Raw genomic sequence first — 20,265 nt, 5'->3', positions numbered from 1 at the left:
TTGCACATGATGACGCCTGCGTCAGCCGACGAACCACGCGACGGTGCCCGAACAGACGGAGCGCCCGCGCGATCGACAGCCCCCGAGGGTGGATCCACGATGCAGCGGCGCTATGACCGCCTCTTCAACACCGGCGGCAGTCGGGCGGTCGGCGCGTATCTCCGCGAGCGGATCTACGCCACCTTCACCGGGCTTGCCATCGTCCTCGTGGTCGCCGGCTCCGATCATGCGGCTGCCGACCACGCCCTGCTCGCTCTGCTGTTCGGCGTGATCGGCATCACGATCGCGGGGTTCGTGTCTGACGTGGTGTCGCACCTGGCGGTGGAGGGCGAGTTCCCTCACGGCGCGGATTGGGTTGTGCTCTTGCGCGTTGCCGGCGGGGGCCTGTCGACGGTTGTCGTGCCAGGCGGGCTGATGCTGCTCGGATGGCTCGAGATCATCGACCTGTCCACGGCGATAAGCGCTGCCGCCATCGTCTACGTCGTCACCCTCGCGCTGATCGGCTGGCTCGCCGTTCGCCGTTCGCACGCGAGGTGGTGGGAGAGGGTGCTCGCTCTCGGCATCCTCATCGGGCTCGGCCTTCTCGTGATTGCGCTGCAAACCCTCGCGAAGCTCGTGTGAATCACTCGCGGCACTCAGGCCCGAATGCGTCGATAGTCCTGCTCGAGGATCGCGTAGATCGCGGTGTCGACCCACTCGCCCTTCAGCCACATGTTCTCGCGCAGATGGGCCTCGTGACGCATTCCGAGCCGCGCACAGACTGCGGCTGACGCTTCGTTGCGGGGATCGAGTTCGGCGTAGATGCGGTGCAGCCCGAGCTCCTCGAATCCGACCCGCAGGAAGATGTCAGCGGACTCGGTCGCGTAGCCCTTGCCCCGCGCGGATGCCGACAGGAGCCATCCGATTTCGGCGGTGCGGTCATCGGTGCTGACGAGCTTGACGTACAGCGTTCCGACCAGCTGGCCATCGGCATCCCGGATCGCCGGCTGAACGTAGTCCCCGGTCTTCTCGAGGCGGTCGTGGGCGCTGTCGCGTTCGATCGCCGCTTCGACCTGGTCTCGCGACCTGGCTTCGTAGAGCATGTACCGCACGGTGGCGGGGTCTCCTTGGATCGCGCTCAGCGCCGCGAGGTCATCGGGGCGCAGCAGATCGAGAGTCACGCGCTCGCCGCGCAGCGGAGCGAAGTGCCACGGAAGATTCACGCGATCATTATCGCCCGCACAAAATTGATACGAGTGGACTCAACTCCAGTTGACACCGAGAGGGTGGGTGGCTACGCTTGAGTCATCGCGACTCAACCTCGTGCCTCAACCGTGCAAGGAGCCGCGAGTCGACTTTCAACCGGAACATCGCTTCCACGCAAAACAAGGAGAATCAGATGCCACGTGCAGTGGGAATCGACCTCGGAACCACCAACTCCGTCGTCAGCGTCCTCGAGGGCGGCGAGCCCAAGGTCATCGCCAACGCCGAGGGCTTCCGCACCACCCCGTCGGTGGTCGCCTTCACGAAAGACGGCGAGGTGCTCGTCGGCGAGACCGCCAAGCGTCAGGCCGTCACCAACGTCGACCGTACGGTTTCGTCGGTCAAGCGCCACATGGGCACCACCTGGACCTTCGACGTCGACGGCAAGAAGTACACGCCGCAGGAGATCTCGGCGCGCATCCTGGCCAAGCTCAAGCACGACGCCGAACAGTACCTCGGCGACTCGGTGACGGATGCCGTCATCACCGTCCCCGCCTACTTCAACGACGCCGAGCGTCAGGCGACCAAAGAAGCCGGCGAGATCGCGGGCCTGAACGTCCTGCGCATCATCAACGAGCCCACCGCCGCCGCCCTCGCCTACGGCCTGGACCGCGGTAAGGAAGACGAACTCATCCTCGTCTTCGACCTCGGTGGTGGAACCTTCGACGTCTCCCTGCTGGAGGTGGGCAAGGATGACGACTTCTCGACCATCCAGGTCCGTTCGACAGCCGGTGACAACCGCCTCGGTGGCGACGACTGGGACCAGCGGGTCGTCGACTACCTGATCAAGCAGTTCAAGGACACCACCGGTGTGGACGTCTCGGGTGACAAGATCGCCCTGCAGCGCCTCAAGGAGGCCGCGGAGCAGGCGAAGAAGGAGCTCTCGAGCTCGGCATCCACGAGCGTGAACCTTCCCTACCTGTCGCTGACGGAGAACGGCCCAGTGTCGCTGTCCGAGACGATCACGCGCGCGAAGTTCGAGGATCTCACAAAGGACCTGCTCGACCGCACGAAGAAGCCGTTCGAGGACGTCATCCGCGAGGCCGGCATCAAGGTCAGCGACATCGACCACGTCGTCCTCGTCGGTGGGTCGACGCGTATGCCCGCCGTCAGCGACCTGGTCAAGAAGGAGACCGGCGGCAAGGAGCCCAACAAGGGAGTCAACCCTGATGAGGTCGTCGCCGTCGGTGCGGCGCTTCAGGCCGGTGTCCTCAAGGGTGAGCGCAAGGACGTTCTGCTCATCGACGTCACCCCGCTGAGCCTCGGTATCGAGACCAAGGGCGGCATCATGACCAAGCTCATCGAGCGCAACACCGCCATCCCGACCAAGCGCAGCGAGACCTTCACGACCGCCGACGACAACCAGCCGTCCGTCGCGATCCAGGTCTTCCAGGGTGAGCGCGAGTTCACCCGCGACAACAAGCCGCTGGGAACCTTCGAGCTCACCGGCATCGCGCCGGCCCCTCGCGGCATCCCGCAGGTCGAGGTGACCTTCGACATCGACGCGAACGGCATCGTGCACGTGTCCGCCAAGGACAAGGGCACCGGCAAGGAGCAGTCGATGACGATCACCGGTGGATCGTCGCTGCCCAAGGAAGACATCGAGCGCATGGTGCGCGAGGCCGAGGAACACGCCGCTGAAGACAAGAAGCGTCGCGAGTCGGCTGAGACCCGCAACCAGGCCGAGACCCTGTCGTACTCGATCGAGAAGCTGATCAAGGACAACGAAGACAAGCTGCCCGACGAGGTCAAGACCTCGGTGCAGGCTGATGTCGACGCCCTCAAGACCGCTCTTGCCGGCGAGGATGACGACGCGGTGAAGGCTGCGTTCGACAAGCTGAACCAGAGCCAGTCGCAGCTCGGTGAAGCCATCTACCAGGCAGGGCAGGCCGCCGGCGAGCACCCCGACCCGGCGGCGAGCGAGCCCGGCTCGGGTGAGGTCCCCAACCCCGACGAGGACGTCATCGACGCCGAGGTCGTCGAGGACGAAGACGACAAGAAGTAAACGGAAGAGATCATGGCACGCAAGGACGACGAAGAGCCCACACCTTCGGAGAAGGACTCCGGAGTCGGACCTGACGGCGCCCCTGACAGCGCGAGCGCTGACAACGGTGACGCGGCAGCGTCGGAGGACACCTCCTCCGGCGCCGCCGGCGCCGGTGCCGGTGCCGATCAGGATGACCTCACGGTGGATGACATCCTCGGGGCCGCGCAGTCGGCCGATGCCGCTGCGGCCGAGGATGTCGTGTTGGCCGACCTGGAATCGGCACTGTTGACCGACCTCAAGCGCCTGCAGGCGGAGTACGCCAACTACCGCCGCCGCACAGAGGAGCAGCGCGAGATCGAGATCGAACGCGCCAAGGGGGCCGTCGCAAAGGGCTTCATTCCGGTGCTCGACGACCTCGACCGAGCCGAGAAGCACGGCGACCTCGAGGAGGGCACGCCCTTCTCAGCGATCGCGGACAAGATCCGTTCCGTGGCCGAACGGCTCGGCGTCACCTCCTACGGCGAAGCCGGCGAGGTCTTCGACCCGCAACAGCACGAGGCGATCTTCCAGCAGCCCACTCCCGGGGCTACCGAGACCACGATCCTCGAGGTCGTGGAGGTCGGCTATCGGCTCGGATCGATCGAGCTTCGCCCCGCGAAGGTCGTCGTCGCCGTGCCGGCTGAGTAGCACGGAGGACAACCGATGGCCAGTCAAGACTGGTTCGATAAGGACTTCTACAAGGTCCTGGGCGTCTCGAAGGATGTCTCCGCTGCGGACCTGAAGAAGACGTACCGCAAACTCGCACGCCAGTACCACCCCGACTCGAACGCGGGCGATGCCAAGGCCGAGGCCCGCTTCAAGGAGATCAGCGAGGCGTATGCCGTGCTCTCGGACCCCGAACAGCGCGAGGAGTACGACCAGATCCGTGCCATGGGCTCGGGTGCGCGCTTCACGGCAGGCGGCCAGGGCGCGGGCGGATTCGAAGACGTCTTCAGCCGGTTCGGTCAGAGCCGCGGCGGCTACAGCTACGAGAGCGCCGACTTCGACGACATCTTCTCGATGTTCGGTCAGGGCGGCGGCAGCTCGTTCGGCTCGGGACGGTTCGGACAGGCGTCCGGTGGCTACCGCGGGTACGGCGGTCCCACGCGCGGCGCCGACGTCACGGCGCGGACGACGATCGACTTCGTCACCGCGACCAAGGGTGAGACGATCACGCTGCAGTCCGAGGACGGTCAGCCGTTCAAGGTCAAGATCCCTGCTGGCGTCGCCGATGGTCAGAAGATCCGGCTTCGCGGACGCGGTCGGCCCTCGCCGGATGGCGGAGAGAGCGGCGACATCGTCGTGCAGGTCTCCGTGCGCCCGCATCCGGTGTTCACCCGAGACGGACTCAACCTGCGGGTCGTCGTCCCGGTGACCTACACCGAGGCGGTCTTCGGAGCCACGATCGAGGTCCCGACCCTCGGTGGCGACCCCGTGAAGCTGCGCGTAGCCCCGGGAACGCCCTCGGGGCGGGTCCTGCGGGTGAAGGGCCGCGGCGTGCAGACCCAGAAGGGCACCGGAGACCTCCTCGCCGAGGTGCAGATCGCGGTGCCGACACACGTCGACGGAGCGGCACGGGAAGCGTTGGAGAAGTACCGCGAGGCCGAACCGAAAGAGAATCCGCGAGCCGAACTGATCGCTCGCGCTGCTAGCTGACCTGCCATCGAGGACATCCGGATGCACGAAGACGAGATTGACGACGAGGCCCCGATCCTGGCGATCGCGGCAGCGGCCGAGCTCGCCGGCATGCATCCGCAGACCCTGCGCCAGTACGACCGGCTCGGCCTGGTCGTGCCGGCGCGCACGCAGGGCGGGTCTCGGCGCTATTCGCTACGCCACGTCGAACAGTTGCGTGAGATCGCCCGGCTCTCGGGTGAGGGAATGAGCCTGCCGGGAATCGCGCGGATCCTTGAGCTCGAAAACCGGGTGCGCGAACTCCACACTCGAGTTCGCGACCTCGAGGCCCGCGTCGAAGCGGAACTTGCCAGCAGGCCCGGGGCTCGTGTGTTCGCTGCGGGGCCAGGTGGTTCGGTGATCACTCTCCGGCACGGCCGGCGCGTGCGGCGCGCCACCGAGATCGTGCTGTGGCGCCCGCGCCACGCGCTGCCACCGGCATCCGACACCCCGGCCGGCGACGACTGAGTCGCGGTGCGGTCGCTGCGCTACTCTCATGCCGTGACAGCGACACCATCACCTGAGACGCCCGCGGCGCAGGCCGACACGCGCCGCGCTCACCGCATCGTCGTCGCCGAGGATTCCGGGTCCGACCACGAGCGAGCTCTCGAGTCGCTCAGTCTAGGCGTCGGAGCCGTCGCGTTCGTCGTTGTCGCGCTGGTTGCGTTGGCCGTCTTCCGGTTTCAGAGCGCGCCGATATCCGGCCCCGGTTCGGTGGGCCAGTTCTCCGCGATCGTCTCGGGGGTCGCGGGAATCCTCGCCTTCGCGGCGGGCAGGTATGTCCTCCACGCCCGCCAGTCCGGCGCTCGCCGCCTCGGGGTGCTCGACTATCTGGATGCCGGGGCGCTTGCCTTCGCCCACGGCATCATCGCGCTGCTGTCGTGGACGCTGCTCGCGGTGATTCTTGAGGACGCCTTCATCGGCGCGGAAGTGTATGCGTTGCCGCTGCTCGCCCTGTCGGCTGCCGCGGCCTCGGTGACCGCGTACCTGGTCTTCTACTCGGCCACGCATATGGATCTGTCGCTGCTCGCCCTGATTCTCGCGGTGTTCCTCATCGAGGGAGTGCTGGCGGCGATGCTGACGGCCAGCGACCCGTACTGGTGGAGAGACAACCTTTCCGCGCTGGGAATGACGAACGACCTGTCGGCGATGACGTTCAACCTCACGCTCATCGTGGCGGGCTTCATCGTCACGACACTTGCGCGGTACGCGACCCGTGGCATCCCGACCTCGCACGCTCACGGCATCCGGTGGGTGCGGCTGTGCCTCATCCTGGTCGGGGTCTTCCTCGCCTTTGTCGGGGTCTTTCCGGTCAACGAGTTCTTCTTCATCCACACCGCGTTCGCCTCGGGCATGGCTGTCGTGTTCGGCGTGCTCGTGATCCGCCTTCCCGCCTGGATCCCCGGAATTCCTCGCCCGTTCGTCGCGCTCGGCTGGCTTTTCATCGCCGCGATCGTCGTGCTCGCGGTGTTCTTCGTGGTCCGCTACTACACCCTGACCGCGGTCGAACTGGTCGCGGGCATCCTCGTGTTCACGTGGATCATCCTCTTCATCCGCAACGCGGCAGCCTTGGAGACCGACATCAACGCGACGTGACAAGAGGCGCCGGGTGATCCTCGATGATCATCTCCGGTGCCCGCGCAACGACCAGCCAGGTCGGCAGGATCGCCACGCACATGATCGCGAGGATGCCGATGTCGCCGACCATCGCGACGGCGACGAACAGGGCGATCCAGCCGTCGCGGGCGATGGCAAGCGTGAACCCAAGCACCCCGCTGGCGATCGCGAGGCCGAATGGGATCGACGGCACGAGGGTATGGGCCAGCATCCCGAACGCGACGCCGAGAAAGATCGCCGGGAACACGCGACCACCGCGGAACCCGAAGGATGCGGCCACCACGAGTGCCGCAAGCTTGATCCCGACGACGGCGAGGAGCCCTGCCCAGCCGATCGTGCCGTCCAGCGCGATGAGTTGAGCGCTCTGCTCCAGGCCCTTGAAGAGGGTCAAGGGGCCACCGAGGGCGCCGAGCCCGCCGAGGAGCAGGCCCCCGGCGATGCTCAGAAGCAGCGGGTTCGGCATCCGTCGGCGCAGGAACGGATGTAGGGCCTTGAACGCAATGATCCCGACGAGCGCCACCGCGGCCCCGACTGCGGCGATGACGGATGCCGAGACCAGGTCGATGGCCTGTGGATCGGTGTACGGAGCGATGTTGGCGACGGCGCCCAGCCCGCCGCCGAGGACGAGAGAGGTGACTGTGCCGGTCGCGGCGGCGACGAGGGGAAGGAAGAGCTTGTCCCACAGCGCTCCTCCGCCGGAGGCGAGGGCGCCGGTGAAGACGAGCGCAGCTGCCACGGGAGTCCCGAACAGAGCGCCGATCGTGCCGGCAGCAGTCAGGATCACGACCAGCTGAGCAGGGATCGCGGGCCACAGGCGTGAGACGATCCACACCGCCAGGGCCGTGTTGATCGCGATGATCGGGCTCTCGGGGCCGAGGCTTACGCCGCCGATGAGCGTGAGCAGGATGACGACGATGATGCTCGGCACCGCACGGACCGGCTGCGGCGGTGCGATGAGCTCGACGGTCGCGGAGTCCTGGCCGCCGTGGCCCGGCATCTTCCAGACGACAAGCCCCACGAGGAATCCGGTGAGGGCTAGAACGCCGAAGATCCACCAGGGTGAGTCGCCGGTCGCGCCCAGAGACTCCGGCAGCGCCTCCCACACCCAGTGCACCCCAAGGTGCGCGACTTCATCGAGCGCCCACAGCATGACTCCCGACAGGATGCCGATGAGTGCGGCGGGGATCGACAGGGCTACGAGCGTGCGCGAGCTGGAAGCGAATGCCCACGGGTTCGGGTTCGTGACCATGCGGCTCACCCTAGTGCGAGGGAATGCTGCGCGATGCTTGGACTCTCGGCGAGCGCTCGCAGAGGTGGTTGTTCAGTTCAGTACGCTCGGCGACATGACCGAACAGCGTTGGCAGCGCATCACGTACTGGCCGCTGGTCATCGCCTCGCTCGCATTTCTCGTCGCGTACTCATGGCAGGTGATCGCGAACCTGCAGGGCGCGGAGTACGTCGTCATGCGCACAGTCATGGCTCTGACATGGGTGATCTTCGCTGTCGACTACCTCGTGCGGCTCGCGCTCGCCCCGCGGAAGGCTCCGTGGTTTCGTGGCCACCTGTTCGATCTCACAGTCGTAGTGCTGCCGGTGCTCAGACCACTCCGGCTGATCCAGGCGATGACCGAGATCCAGAAGATGTCCAAGGGTGACGCACTTCGCACGCAGGCCTCCATCCTCGCCGGCGGCACCGTCCTGATTCTGATCTGGATCTGTTCTCTGGGCGTCCTGGATGTCGAGAGGGCCGCGCCGGGGGCGAACATCCTGAACATCGGGGACGCGATCTGGTGGGCCTTCGTTACCGTGACGACTGTCGGTTACGGTGATTTCTACCCCGTAACCGTGGCGGGCCGCGTCATCGCCGTCGTATTGATGACAGTCGGTATCGGAGTCGTCGGAGTGGTGACGGCGACCACCGCATCGTGGTTCGTCGAACGTGCCGCTGCCGTCGGAGGCAACGACGATCAAGAGACAGCCACTCGGGGCCAGATCCGCGCCCTCTCGCGACAGCTCGAGGCGGCGGTGAAGGGTCTTCCGGCAGACGTTGAAAAAGTCATCCCCGGCCACAAGCACACCGAACCGCCGAAGGCGTGATCGCCAACAACCGATGCTCGAAGGCCCCGCGGTAGCCTGGCGCGGTGAGTTCCGCTCAGCCGTCTCCCGCGCCGCCCGCGCTGTCACCCATGCTCCGGGTGCTGGTGGGCCTCGCCGCGACGGTGATTGTCTTGGTCGGCCTCTCGTGGGCGCGCGAAATCGTCGGTCCGCTCGTACTCGCAGCCGTGATCGTGATCATCTGCCACCCACTGCACGGCGTGCTGCGCAGACGCGGATGGCCCCTGTGGACTGCCACCACGGCTGTCATCGTGCTTGCCTACGTCATCCTTACGGCGATGGCACTGCTCCTGTGGTTCGCCGGAAGCCAGTTCGCGCGTCTGGTCGTCGAGTATCTCGGGCAGTTGCAGGCAACGGTGACCGACATCGAGCAGTGGCTGGCCTCGATGGGCTGGGATCAGCGTGCCGCCGACACCGTGTCGTCCTTCCTTGAACCGACGAGGCTGCTGAGCGTCGCGACGTCGGTGTCGGGAATGGTCGTCGGAGTCGCGCTCGGTCTGTTCTTCGTGCTCGCCTACGTGATCTTCATGGCAGCCGACGCAGCTCGCTATCGGCGGCTGGGCGCGGTGTTCCAAGACTCCGTCACCGACACGCTTGCACGCATCCGCGCGTTCAATATCGGGACGCGGCGTTACTACATCGTCAACGCCATCTTCGGAGCGATCGTCGCAGTCATCGACGGGATAGCGCTCGCGGCCATCGGCGTGCCAGCTCCCGTAGTGTGGGCGATTCTCGCTTTCGTCACCAACTTCGTCCCCAACATCGGGTTCGTCCTCGGACTCATCCCGCCGGCCGTGCTCGCCCTTGTCGTCGGGGGTTGGCCCCTGCTTCTGGCGGTGATCGCGATCTACAGCGTTGTCAACGTGGTGCTGCAGGTTCTCATCCAGCCGAAGTTCGTCGCTGACGCGGTGAGCCTCAGCCTCACGCTGAGTTTCTTCTCCGTCATCTTCTGGACGTTCATCATCGGGCCGCTCGGCGCGATCCTCTCCATCCCGTTGACGCTCTTGGTGCGCGCACTGATTCTCGAAGCCGATCCGAATGCCCAGGTTCTCCGGTGGTTGAGCGGTGATCGGGATGCGGCGCCAGAGAGCGCAGTCGGGCGAGATCGTCACGAAGACGAGCCCCCGGCCGCAGACAGCTCGACAGACGAAGGGTCGCCGGTCGAGCCCTCAGACCCGCCCAGCGACCCCTCGGACTGAGTTCAGGCGAGGAGCTTGGCCTTCGCCGCGGCGAACTCCTCGTCGGTGAGGACGCCGGCATCCTTGAGCGCAGCGAGCTTCTGAAGTTCGGCAACGACATCCACCGCGGGAGCCGCTGCCGGTGCGGGGGCTGCAGCCTGCTGCGCGGCGACGGCCTGCTGTGCCGCCTGCTGCATCGCCGCTTGCTGTTGCGCTGCCTCGTACTGTTCCTGCTCATACTGAGACTGTGCTTTGCGCTGCCTGTTGCCCGCCATCGCGCCCGAGACGGCGCTAGCTGTGCCGGCCACGACGGCGGTACGTGCGGCGAGGCCGATGAGGCCGGGTCGGCCGACTCGTCTAATCATGTCGATCTCCTGTTTCTCTCAGGCCTCTTCGGCCAGGTCCATGACGGCGTTGACGATGGGTGCAGGGATGCGCTCGGCGCTCAGGACCACTCCACCCGACGACGCGAGCTTGTCGGCGAGCCGGCGCGCGTAGACGAGTTCGAGGGCGACGATCGCCGCCGAGGTGCCCGGCTCGACGAGCTCGACAAGCTCCGCGATGTCTTCCTCACCGGTGATCCCGATCTCTGCGAAGTCGATACCACCGAAGCCGTACTCCTCGGTTTGCTCTTCGATCTCAATGACCTCCACCTCGCCTGATTCCGACTTCGACACGATCACGAAGTCGAGGAGACGAACGAGGCCGCCCTCAACGAGCTCGGCCAAGGCGGCTGCGGTATCGGGGCTCGGGCGATCGCCCTCGAAGCCGACGAGGTAGAGCTCGACCGGTCCGTAGCGGAACTCAGCCATGGTGGATCCTTTCGGGTTGATGACAGGGATGCAGGAGAAGTCAGAAGTACGCGAGTCCCTTGGCGATGACCACGACGCCGAGGATCAAGAGCACCACCCCCATGATGACGGCGTTCTCGCGTTCCAGCCAGGACCTGAGTGAGTCAAGCGGTCGGCGGAGGCGGTCGCGGGCCACAAGGAATCCGACGACGGGGACAACGATCGTCGAGGCCGCCAGGAGCACGTACACCGCGATCGCGCCCACGGCGTTGCCGACTGCCAGGTTCGAGGTGCCGATCACGACACCCGCAGCCGCACCCAGGACCAGGTTCTTCGGGTTCGCAGCGGCCAGCAGGATGCCGAGGCCGAGAGCGTCCCAGAACCCGAGTCGACCGATCCCCTGCATCCAGCGTGGAAGCTCCGGCGGCCGCCCGTGCGACCTCGCCTGCGACCGGAACTGATGAGCGGAGAGGCCAATGAGCGTGACACCGAGAAGGAGATGGATCCCGCCCTGTACGGGGCGAACGCCTCCCACGACAGGCGTCGAGATCACCGCAGCGCAGAGTAGGAAGACGATGACCGCGGTGAGGATGCCCAGAATCCACCCCGCGGCAAACCCGACTGAAGATGCTCGCGCCCGGGGTGAGAGCAGCAAGAGAATCGTCGCGATGATCGGGATCGGGCTGAGAGCGATGCCGAGTGCGAGAGGAAGCACCGCGCTGATCGCGTTGCCCATGTCGAACCTCCTGCGAGATGTTCCCGGCTCCATCATCGTCCATACGACACGCGCTCCCTCGCCGGAGCACCCGGGAGCGCCTCCCGGGACAGCTCGGGTCGCTCAGGTACAGTTGTGTCGCCGCATCCCGCGGTGCGACCGCCGTTCAGCAAAGGCAGCCCCTCTGTGACTTCCCTCGACGCGTCCGACGGCTCGCCGACCGGCGACCATCCCGGTGGCGACGGCCGCCTCACCGTGCTCATCGGTGCTGACACCTTCTTTCCTGACGTCAACGGCGCCGCGCGTTTCGCGGAGCGGCTCGCGGCAGGTCTGGTTGCTCGCGGGCACGACGTTCACGTCATGGCCCCAAGCAAGACGTGGGCGCAGCACGGCGTGTTCCGTGAGGTGATCGAAGGTCAGGAGATGACCGTTCACCGCATTCGCTCGTACCGGTGGTATCCGCACGACTGGCTGCGTTTCGTGTGGCCATGGCGCGCCAAGCACTACTCCCGCATCGTGCTCGATGACGTGAAGCCGGATGTCGTCCACATTCAGTCGCACATCGTGATCGGTCGCGCGCTGACCCGGATCGCGCGCGAGCGTGGAATTCCCGTCGTCGCGACCAACCACGTCATGCCGGAGAACATCCTCGATTACTCGGCGATGCCGAAGTCGTGGAACGACACGATCATTCGGTGGGCGTGGGCAGACGCGAACCGAACGTTCCAACTCACCCGTGTCATCACCACTCCTACGCGCCGCGCTGCCGACTATCTGGAGCGGGCGACGGGGATCACCGGCGTCATCCCGATCTCGTGCGGCATCGACATGCACAACTACACGCCTGACTTCAGTGCCCGTCCCGACAAGCGCGTGTTGTTCGTCGGTCGACTCACCAACGAGAAGCAGATCGATGTCCTGCTGCGAGCCATGACCAAGCTCGACCCCGCACTGGGGGCGACCCTCGACATCGTCGGCGGCGGCGACCAGCGCAAGAGCCTGGAAGCGCTGACTACGGAGCTTGGTCTCGGGGATCGCGTGACCTTCCACGGTCACACCTCCGAGGAGGAGTTGCGGGCGCTGTACTCGCGGGCAACAGTCTTCGCTATCGCCTCGATCGCCGAGCTCCAGTCGATCGCCACAATGGAGGCGATGGCCTCGGGTCTTCCGATCGTCGCGGCCAATGCCGTGGCACTCCCGCACCTGGTGCACGACGGCGAGAACGGTTATCTCTTCACGCCGGGCGATGACGATGAGCTGGCAGCGCGCCTCACTGATGTGCTCACCGCGGAGTCTGAGGAGCGCCGCCGGATGCAGCAAGCCTCTCTCGATGCCGTCGCCATCCATGACATCAACCGCACACTCGACACTTTCGAAGCGCTGTACCGCGGCGAACCCGTCCCGGAGTAGCAATGCACGTCGTGATGTTCGGCGACCAGCACGCCGAAACGCTCGGCGGCGCACAGGTGTCGATGCGGCTACAGCGCCGGTTCCTCGAGAAAGCCGGTCACACCGTCACGATCGTCGCGCCCCGCAGACACGGCCGGCGCTCGGCCCAGCATTCTGAGGACCCGGGATACGCCGACCTTCCATCCATCCCAGTGACCCTCGGTCGCGAGTACTCGATGACGTGGCCGAGTGCCAGGGCCGATCGCGCCGTCGACGCGGTGATGGCCGGGCGGCTACCGGTCGACATCGTGCACGTGCAGGGTGACTTTTGGGGCGCGTTCCTCGGCCTACGCTTTGCCCGGCGCCACGGTCTTCCCGTGGTGTTCACGTTCCACAACCGGGTCGATGTCGGCATCCGCGCGGTCGCCCCATTCCCGGACCTCGTGCTGCGCGTTCTGAACCGGTGGGGCCGTCGTGCGCTCTCGGAACCTGCGGATGCGGGCGCCGACGGCTGGGCGTACCTACGCATGCTGGCGGCGTCGGCGGATGCCGTCACGGCGCCCTCGGCCCACTTCGCGCGCCGCCTTGAGGCCCACCGCGTCGCCCCCCATGTCGATGTCGTTTGGAACGGCATCGACGACGACGAACTGGCCCTGGCACTCAGCTCCCCGCGCGGGCTTCCCGAGTCCAGGTCTCCGCGCCTGGTGTGGGTGGGGCGGATGAGTCCCGAGAAGCGTCTGATTCCGTTCTTGGAGGCGGTGGTCGCGTCGGGAATCGACGCCGACATCGAAGTGATCGGCAACGGCGCGCAACGGGCTGCCGCTCAGCGGGTGGCCGAGCGTGCCCGTGCGTCGGTGTTCTTCCTCGGGTCGTTGCCCTACCGTGAAACGCTGCGACGCATCCGGTCGGCCGACGCCCTCGTCCAGACCTCGATCGGGTTCGAGACGCAGGGAATGACGATCTTCGAGGCTGCGACACTCGGAACCCCATCGATCGTTTGCGACCCGGACCTCGTGGCAGAACTCGGCTCTGGTGTGTGGGCAGTTCCGGATGACGAGACCGCAACCCTCGCTGAGGTCTTGCGCAGCGCCGTCGCCGACATCCGCGACGGCGCAGCGCCAGTGCCCGACCCGTCGATCGCCGAGAGATTCCGCCAGTCGTCGCGGACCGCGGCCATGCTCGAGGTGTACGAGGCAGCGAGAGCCCGGCACGCCGAGCGCTGAACCCGCGCTGGCACCGTCACGGCAGGCGTCGATAGTCGGTGGGAACGCGGCGAAAGCCGTCGGTGCGGACGGCGCGGAGCGCGGAAACCACGCCCCACACGGCAATCGCTGACATGAAGAGGAGAATAATCATGTCAGAAAAGCTATGATCGAATAATTCCCGCCACGAGTGGCGGAATGAACATACGTCGTAGGATTCATGCCACCCTGGGTGCGCTGCCGAAAGTCGAGTCATCATGATCCGCACCGTTGCCACCGTCGTCCAGCCGGGCTTCGCGCCATTCGAATTCGGGCTGGCATGTGAGGCTTTCGGTCTCGACCGCTCCGGCGATGGCATCCGGGGGTTCGATTTCCGCATCGTGGCTGCGGAGCCGGGGCTCGTGCCGAGCAACCTCGGGTTCTCGATCACGGTCGACGAGGATCTATCGTTCGCGGAGACCGCTGATCTTGTGATCGTGACACCGGTGCCGCGCGAGAGATGGCACGAGGCCGACACCCGGGTATCGGCCGTCGTTCGACGCGCAGCCGAGCGCGGCGCGTGGCTCATGAGTGTGTGCAGCGGGTCGTTCGTCCTGGCGGCGGCGGGAGTGCTCGACGGTCGTCGTGCCACCACCCACTGGATGTACGCCGAGACCATGGCTCGGATGTATCCCCAGATCGACGTGGACCCCGATGTCCTGTACGTCCAAGACGGCCGCATCATCACGAGCGCCGGGACGGCGGCGGGGCTGGATGCCTCCCTGCACCTCATGCGCCAGGAACTCGGCGCAGAGGCGACGAACCGCATCGCCCGGCGAATGGTGGTCGCACCGCAGCGGGACGGCGGCCAGGCGCAGTTCATCGACAAGCCGCTGCCGGTGGCGGCGTCTCACTCCCTTGCTCCGGTGACCGACTGGATGCTCGAGAACCTCCGCGCCGATCTGTCGGTGGAACAGCTCGCCGCGCGAGCGCACATGTCGCCTCGGACGTTTGCCCGGCGCTTCAAGGCGGACCTTGGCGCGACACCGGCGGCGTGGCTTGCCCGCCAGCGCATCATCCACGCGCAGCGGCTGCTCGAGCGCACCGACCTGGGCCTTGACCGGATTGCGTGGGAGAGCGGATTCGGTTCCGCAGCGGTACTGCGTCAGAACTTTGCGCGGGTCCTGGGGATCACCCCGACCGCGTACCGCGCGCGCTTCCCCTCGGTATCGCAGGACCTCGCTCCGACCGGCTGAGGCTGTCCTCGTCTGCGGACGCAACGATCGGGCAACGGCGCCCTGTGGCGTGCTGCGGCTCCGATACACTCTGGCCATGTCGAGGGCTGGGGGACAGATGGCCGCGTCGCGGATCTCGGTATGGGCCGGCGTTGCTGCGCTGAGCGTTGCTCTGGTCGGGTGCACCCCGGCTAGCCAGCCCGACCCGACGCCTTCGGCATCCGCATCGACGGAGCCGTCCCCGGATGCCACCTCCGACGGGCCACCGATGACAGAGGCGCCCGCCGAGGAGATCGACCTCGACGCTCTCGCGTGCACCGACCTGCTCGATCTGGCCGTCGCGCAGGCCCAGTTCGGGGCAGACGCGCAGTTCATCGCTGAACTCGGACCCACGGAATTCGCGGGCATCATGGCGGGCCCTGTCGCAGAGACCGCGCTGACCGAAGCGACACAGAAGATCGGATGCATCTGGGGGATTCCGCAGAGCGACGGAGCTTTCACCGTCGTTGTTGCCGCGCTGCCGCAGGCATCCCGCGACACCCTCACCACAGCCCTCGGTACCAGTGTCTTTACGGGCACCTTGATCGGTACAGCTCCGGCATACACGTGGGAGCGCGACGACGCCCTCGGGATGTTCACGACCGTCTACGCTTTCGCGTCCCCACTCTGGGTGACTGTCAACGGCGCAGGCACGACGAGTTCGCAAACCGAGATCACCGGTGACGTGCTCAGTCACCTCCGAACGCTGTACCCCAGCCTCGGCGACTGAGTCCGATCGGCTCCCGCCGCGTCAGTGGCGGCTGTCGTCAGCGGCGCGGCGCGGCTGACGCTGCCCTCCGTAAGGCCACAGCGTCGGAGCGGGAGAGGACGCGCTTTGCTCGCGCGCGAGCGTCGGTCGCGGCATCCGTGAACGGACGACCGCGCGCGGGACCGGCGAGGTCGGCGAGCGAGGCGAGGGTCTTCTGGAGCCGGATGCCGACCTCCACCACTCCGGCACCGTCGCGAGCGATCGGGCGGAACGCGTCCTCGACGAGGTCGCCGAGGGTGACGGGCTCGACGGTGACATGGCCGTATGGTGTGTCGTCGTCGGCCTCGGTCTGCAGCATGTTCTCGAACACGCGACTGAGGGCAGCGAGGACGTCGATAGCGGTACCTGGGTCGTTGGTCGAGGGTGAGAGCGCGCGGCTCGCGATCTCAGATAGGGCGATCATCCCCAGTCGCGGGTCCTGGTCGTAGCTTCGGTGGGACTCGATGTGGAATGCGTTGGCGACTTTCGAACGGACCTCTTCATCAACGGTGCCGGCAACCAGCGCGAGGGGGCTGGCCGCGTCGACGACTGTCCCCGGCAGTGCGCGGACATGAATCGTGAGCTCTCGAGCTTCGGCCACCGCTTCCAGGCGGCCGAGGTCGATGTGCGTAACGTATCCCGCGCGCTCTGGCCTCACCGAGGCGCCGGTCACCGTTCGCGGGTCCTGCCGGCGGGCACCCAGGCTCGGACGATTCGCGTACTGGGACGTCGTGCGCTGGGCCGCCGATTCGACGCGGTCGATGATGTCCGACATACGCCCGAACGATCCGAGATGTGAGATCCACCGCAGGAGCACGACCACGACGATCACGATGACCACCAGCGTGCCCGCGAACAGAATCGCCTGGCCCTGGTCGCCGTAGTAGCCGGTTGAGATCGCGATGATTCCCACCATCGAGAAGACGAACGCGCCGATGAAGGTCGACAGCACGTTCTGCGACGTGGGGTCGGCAACCAGGAGCTGAGTTGCACGGGGCGTAGCTACCCGTGACGCCGAACCGTAGGCCGTGACCATCGCAGTCAGGGAGAACGTCGTGACGGCGAGCATCGAGCTCGCGACGATCTGCAGGATTTCGTCGACCGACCCCTGGCCCAGGTTGACGGCGAGATCGGGAAGCAGCGGCTCGAGGAACCCCGCCGCGAGGGCGAGCAGCACGGCGGCGAGGCTGAACAGCGAGGCCCGGAACCACACCGCGCGGGTCATCTGGGTCAGAAACACCCTCACGTTTGTCATCGTCGGCTCCGCATGAGAACCCACGCTATCCCGAGGCCCCGCTTATCGGCGGAGCTCTTCCCGAATCGACCACGCGGTGATAAAATTGAGTCAGAACGGCTCAAGTTTGAGCTCACGCAGATTTCGGCGGACGAACCGCCACCCACGTCGCCGCACAGGAGGCATCATGCAGACCACCCCGATGGCCGACCAGGACGAGCAGCAGAGCGCGCTCGAACAGTTCGGCATCAACCTCACCGACCGTGCCCGCCAGGGCAAACTCGACCCCGTCATCGGGCGGGATGCCGAGATCCGGCGTATCAGCCAGGTCCTGACCCGCCGCACCAAGAACAATCCCGTCCTCATCGGCGAACCGGGCGTCGGCAAGACTGCCGTCGTCGAGGGTCTCGCTCAACGCATCGTTGCAGGGGATGTTGCCGAGAGCCTCCGGGGCAAGGAGCTCATCGCGCTCGATATCTCGGCGCTCGTCGCCGGCGCCATGTACCGCGGGCAGTTCGAAGACCGTCTCAAGAAGGTGCTCAAAGAGATCACCGACTCCGAAGGTCAGATCATCACCTTCATCGACGAACTCCACGTGCTCATGGGCGCGGGCGGTGGCGAAGGATCGGTCGCGGCATCCAACATGCTCAAGCCGATGCTCGCTCGCGGCGAGCTGCACATGATCGGGGCGACGACCCTCAACGAGTATCGCGAGTTCATCGAGAAGGATGCCGCGCTCGAGCGCCGCTTCCAGCAGGTTTACGTCGGCGAACCCAACGTCGAAGACACCGTCGCGATCCTTCGCGGACTCAAGGAGCGATACGAGGCGCACCACAAGGTCGCGATCTCGGATAGCGCGCTGATCGCGGCGGCTGCCCTGTCGCACCGCTACATCCCGAGCAGGCAGTTGCCCGACAAGGCCATCGACCTCATCGACGAAGCAGCATCCCGGTTGCGGATGGAGATCGACTCGGCACCGCTGGAGATCGACGAGCTGCGCCGCCATGTCGACCGGCTCAAGCTTGAGGAGCTCGCTCTCAAGAAGGAGAAGGATGACGCGTCGCGCGAGCGCCTCGAGAAACTGCGCGCGGACCTGAAGCGCGAGCAGGACAAGCTCTCGGAGCTGCAGGCCAAGTGGGAGACCGAGCGCTCGATCCTCAACCGTGTCGGTGAACTGAAGACCCGCCTGGATGCGGCGCGCATCGAGGCCGAGCGCGCTCAGCGCGAGGGTGACCTGGAGCGCGCGTCGCGGCTGCTCTATGCCGAGATCCCGGCGCTCGAGCGCGGGATCATCGAGGCCGAGAGCATGGAACCCAGCGAAGACCGGATGGTCAACGAGCAGGTCACCGAGGAAGACATCGCGGCTGTCATAGCCGGGTGGACCGGTATTCCGGTGGGGCGCCTGCTGCAGGGCGAGAGTGAGAAGCTCGTGCACCTCGAGGCCGAGCTCGGCAAGCGCCTGATCGGGCAGAAGGAGGCAGTGAAGGCGGTCGCCGATGCGGTGCGCCGATCGCGCGCCGGGATCAGCGACCCGAACCGACCGACAGGCTCGTTCCTGTTCCTCGGCCCCACGGGAGTCGGCAAGACCGAGCTCGCGAAGGCGCTCGCCGCATTCCTCTTCGACGACGAGCACGCCATGGTGCGCATCGACATGTCGGAGTACGGCGAGAAGCACTCGGTTGCCCGGTTGGTGGGTGCCCCTCCCGGATACATCGGTTACGAGCAGGGTGGACAGCTGACGGAGGCTGTACGGCGACGTCCGTACAGCGTCGTCCTGCTCGACGAGGTCGAGAAGGCGCATCCGGAAGTGTTCGACATCCTGCTGCAGGTGATGGATGACGGTCGCCTTACTGACGGCCAGGGTCGCACCGTGGACTTCACGAACGTCATCCTCATCTTGACCTCGAATCTCGGTTCGCCGATCCTCATCGACCCGACGATGCCGCTGGAGCAGAAGCGCTCACAGGTACTCGCTCTGGTGCGCCAGGCGTTCAAGCCCGAGTTCATCAACCGGCTCGATGACATCGTCATCTTCCAGGCGCTCTCGCAGGACGATCTGGCCCAGATCGTCGAACTGACGGTCGACCGACTGCAGCAGCGCCTTCACGAGCGTCGACTCACCCTCGCGGTCACCCCGGACGCACGAGGGTGGCTTGCCGAGCGGGGCTACGACCCGGTGTTCGGTGCTCGTCCGCTGCGCCGTCTCATCCAGTCCGAGATTCAGGATCGCCTGGCGATGGCGCTGCTGTCGGGCGGGGTACGTGACGGAGACCTCGTCCGGGTGGATGTTGCGGTCGACGGGGACTCGCTGGTCCTGACCAGTAATGGACCGGCCGCCGCCCCGACGTCGCGTCCGGGCGAGGATGACGACATCATCGAAGCCGAACTGATGGACGACTGACGCCGAGAAACACCGCGGGGCTCGAGATCAGATGATGACCTCGAGCCCCGCGCCTATGCCCCGTGCGATCAGGCGTCGGCCAGAACTGTCTCCGACAGCGGCCGGCGGGTGCGTGGCGCGGCCTCGCGTTCGCGGACCGCCTCGTCTGCCGCGTCGAGATCGCCGAGGTTCCCGACGGCCATGACGGTGAGCGGGCGAACCGTCTCAGGGAGCGAGAACGCGGCAGCGATGGCGGCGCGATCGAACCCTCCCATCTGATGGGTCATCAGGCCGTCGGCGTGTGCCTGCACGGTGAAGTAAGCAGCGGCCTGGCCCGCGTCATACTCGGCCCACGGCAACTCCACGCCGTCGTGCTCGGTATCGGCAAGGAAGACCACGAAGGCTCCCGCCGTGACCGCCCAGACCCGGTTGAACCCCGTGAGCGCATCCGAGATCTGCGAGAACGTGTCAGTTCCGCGCCGTGCGACGATCATTCGCCATGGCTGGGTGTTTGCCGCCGACGGGGCCCAGCGCGCAGCCTCGAGGGCTGCCGACAACGCTGACTCGTCGACGGGGCGCTGATCGTCGAAGACCCGAGTGCTGCGGCGGTTCGCGAGGACATCGAGCAGGGCACTGGACGGGGCGATGGTGGTCATGATTTCTCCCGGTGTTGAGGAATGTGGGAACGGACCCCGTCGTCCT

Annotated in this window: 20 protein-coding genes; 13 read left to right on the top strand and 7 right to left on the bottom strand. The window is 66.3% G+C overall.

Going from position 1 to position 20,265, the window contains the following annotated elements; translation table 11 throughout:
• The first annotated feature begins 6 nt into the window (after positions 1 to 6).
• Positions 7 to 621, top strand: coding sequence for a hypothetical protein (locus B4F19_RS00725; RefSeq protein WP_292732239.1), 615 nt, complete (start codon positions 7 to 9; stop codon positions 619 to 621).
• A gap of 14 nt (positions 622 to 635) precedes the next feature.
• On the opposite strand, the gene B4F19_RS00720 is transcribed toward B4F19_RS00725, so the two are convergent.
• The gene (locus B4F19_RS00720; protein ID WP_292732237.1) at positions 636 to 1,202 is read right to left on the bottom strand and encodes a GNAT family N-acetyltransferase; all 567 of its coding nucleotides are present in this window, start codon (positions 1,200 to 1,202) and stop codon (positions 636 to 638) included.
• Between the two features lie 176 nt (positions 1,203 to 1,378).
• Between B4F19_RS00720 and dnaK the strand changes: the two genes are divergently transcribed.
• Genes dnaK through B4F19_RS00695 form a run of 5 tightly spaced genes read left to right on the top strand, consistent with a single transcriptional unit; the run spans position 1,379 to position 6,538 of the window.
• Entirely contained in the window at positions 1,379 to 3,247 is a 1,869-nt protein-coding gene (gene dnaK, locus B4F19_RS00715) for a molecular chaperone DnaK (protein WP_292732235.1), read from the top strand.
• A 12-nt stretch (positions 3,248 to 3,259) separates the two neighbouring features.
• The gene (locus B4F19_RS00710; protein ID WP_292728765.1) at positions 3,260 to 3,916 is read left to right on the top strand and encodes a nucleotide exchange factor GrpE; all 657 of its coding nucleotides are present in this window, start codon (positions 3,260 to 3,262) and stop codon (positions 3,914 to 3,916) included.
• A 15-nt stretch (positions 3,917 to 3,931) separates the two neighbouring features.
• Entirely contained in the window at positions 3,932 to 4,924 is a 993-nt protein-coding gene (locus B4F19_RS00705; protein ID WP_292728761.1) for a DnaJ C-terminal domain-containing protein, read from the top strand.
• A 21-nt stretch (positions 4,925 to 4,945) separates the two neighbouring features.
• Positions 4,946 to 5,410, top strand: coding sequence for a heat shock protein transcriptional repressor HspR (locus B4F19_RS00700; RefSeq protein ID WP_292728758.1), 465 nt, complete (start codon positions 4,946 to 4,948; stop codon positions 5,408 to 5,410).
• Between the two features lie 33 nt (positions 5,411 to 5,443).
• Entirely contained in the window at positions 5,444 to 6,538 is a 1,095-nt protein-coding gene (locus tag B4F19_RS00695; RefSeq protein WP_228178255.1) for a DUF998 domain-containing protein, read from the top strand.
• Here the strand turns inward: B4F19_RS00695 and B4F19_RS00690 are convergent.
• Positions 6,525 to 7,808 (bottom strand): ion channel protein, encoded by a 1,284-nt coding sequence (locus B4F19_RS00690; RefSeq protein ID WP_228178256.1) that lies wholly within the window; start codon positions 7,806 to 7,808, stop codon positions 6,525 to 6,527. The two genes, B4F19_RS00695 and B4F19_RS00690, sit on opposite strands and share 14 nt — an antisense overlap.
• Before the next feature lie 94 nt (positions 7,809 to 7,902).
• On the opposite strand from B4F19_RS00690, the gene B4F19_RS00685 reads away from it, so the two are divergent.
• Positions 7,903 to 8,655 (top strand): potassium channel family protein, encoded by a 753-nt coding sequence (locus B4F19_RS00685; protein WP_228178257.1) that lies wholly within the window; start codon positions 7,903 to 7,905, stop codon positions 8,653 to 8,655.
• 44 nt (positions 8,656 to 8,699) lie between these two features.
• Entirely contained in the window at positions 8,700 to 9,872 is a 1,173-nt protein-coding gene (locus tag B4F19_RS00680; RefSeq protein ID WP_228178258.1) for an AI-2E family transporter, read from the top strand.
• Between the two features lie 2 nt (positions 9,873 to 9,874).
• Here B4F19_RS00680 and B4F19_RS00675 read toward each other — a convergent pair whose 3' ends face one another.
• From B4F19_RS00675 to B4F19_RS00665, 3 genes are read right to left on the bottom strand one after another with little or no spacing between them, the layout of a single operon-like run.
• Positions 9,875 to 10,216, bottom strand: coding sequence for an SHOCT domain-containing protein (locus tag B4F19_RS00675; RefSeq protein ID WP_228178259.1), 342 nt, complete (start codon positions 10,214 to 10,216; stop codon positions 9,875 to 9,877).
• Positions 10,217 to 10,234: 18 nt separating this feature from the next.
• Positions 10,235 to 10,663: a DUF6325 family protein gene (locus B4F19_RS00670; RefSeq protein WP_292728753.1), complete on the bottom strand. Its 429-nt coding sequence runs from the start codon at positions 10,661 to 10,663 to the stop codon at positions 10,235 to 10,237.
• Positions 10,664 to 10,703: 40 nt separating this feature from the next.
• Positions 10,704 to 11,378, bottom strand: coding sequence for a GAP family protein (locus tag B4F19_RS00665; protein ID WP_228178261.1), 675 nt, complete (start codon positions 11,376 to 11,378; stop codon positions 10,704 to 10,706).
• A 165-nt stretch (positions 11,379 to 11,543) separates the two neighbouring features.
• On the opposite strand from B4F19_RS00665, the gene B4F19_RS00660 reads away from it, so the two are divergent.
• The 4 genes from B4F19_RS00660 to B4F19_RS00645 all read left to right on the top strand — a co-directional run bounded on the left by B4F19_RS00660 (position 11,544) and on the right by B4F19_RS00645 (position 15,931).
• Positions 11,544 to 12,767, top strand: a complete 1,224-nt coding sequence (locus tag B4F19_RS00660; RefSeq protein WP_292728750.1) for a glycosyltransferase — start codon at positions 11,544 to 11,546, stop codon at positions 12,765 to 12,767.
• Positions 12,768 to 12,769: 2 nt separating this feature from the next.
• Entirely contained in the window at positions 12,770 to 13,969 is a 1,200-nt protein-coding gene (locus tag B4F19_RS00655) for a glycosyltransferase (RefSeq protein ID WP_292732232.1), read from the top strand.
• 236 nt (positions 13,970 to 14,205) lie between these two features.
• On the top strand, positions 14,206 to 15,183 hold the full coding sequence (locus B4F19_RS00650; RefSeq protein WP_228178264.1) for a GlxA family transcriptional regulator: 978 nt from the start codon (positions 14,206 to 14,208) through the stop codon (positions 15,181 to 15,183).
• A gap of 76 nt (positions 15,184 to 15,259) precedes the next feature.
• A complete protein-coding gene (locus B4F19_RS00645; protein WP_228178265.1) occupies positions 15,260 to 15,931 on the top strand; it encodes a hypothetical protein in 672 nt (223 codons plus the stop codon).
• A 37-nt stretch (positions 15,932 to 15,968) separates the two neighbouring features.
• On the opposite strand, the gene B4F19_RS00640 is transcribed toward B4F19_RS00645, so the two are convergent.
• Positions 15,969 to 17,204 (bottom strand): DUF2254 domain-containing protein, encoded by a 1,236-nt coding sequence (locus B4F19_RS00640; RefSeq protein WP_292728747.1) that lies wholly within the window; start codon positions 17,202 to 17,204, stop codon positions 15,969 to 15,971.
• Between the two features lie 166 nt (positions 17,205 to 17,370).
• On the opposite strand from B4F19_RS00640, the gene B4F19_RS00635 reads away from it, so the two are divergent.
• Entirely contained in the window at positions 17,371 to 19,584 is a 2,214-nt protein-coding gene (locus B4F19_RS00635; protein WP_292732230.1) for an ATP-dependent Clp protease ATP-binding subunit, read from the top strand.
• 68 nt (positions 19,585 to 19,652) lie between these two features.
• Here the strand turns inward: B4F19_RS00635 and B4F19_RS00630 are convergent, their stop codons facing one another.
• On the bottom strand, positions 19,653 to 20,219 hold the full coding sequence (locus B4F19_RS00630) for a nitroreductase family protein (protein WP_292732229.1): 567 nt from the start codon (positions 20,217 to 20,219) through the stop codon (positions 19,653 to 19,655).
• Positions 20,220 to 20,265 lie beyond the last annotated feature (46 nt).

The sequence above is a fragment of the Microbacterium sp. UBA1097 genome (assembly GCF_002313585.1).
GTDB lineage: Bacteria > Actinomycetota > Actinomycetes > Actinomycetales > Microbacteriaceae > Microbacterium.
This window is presented reverse-complemented; position numbering and strand designations above follow the sequence as displayed.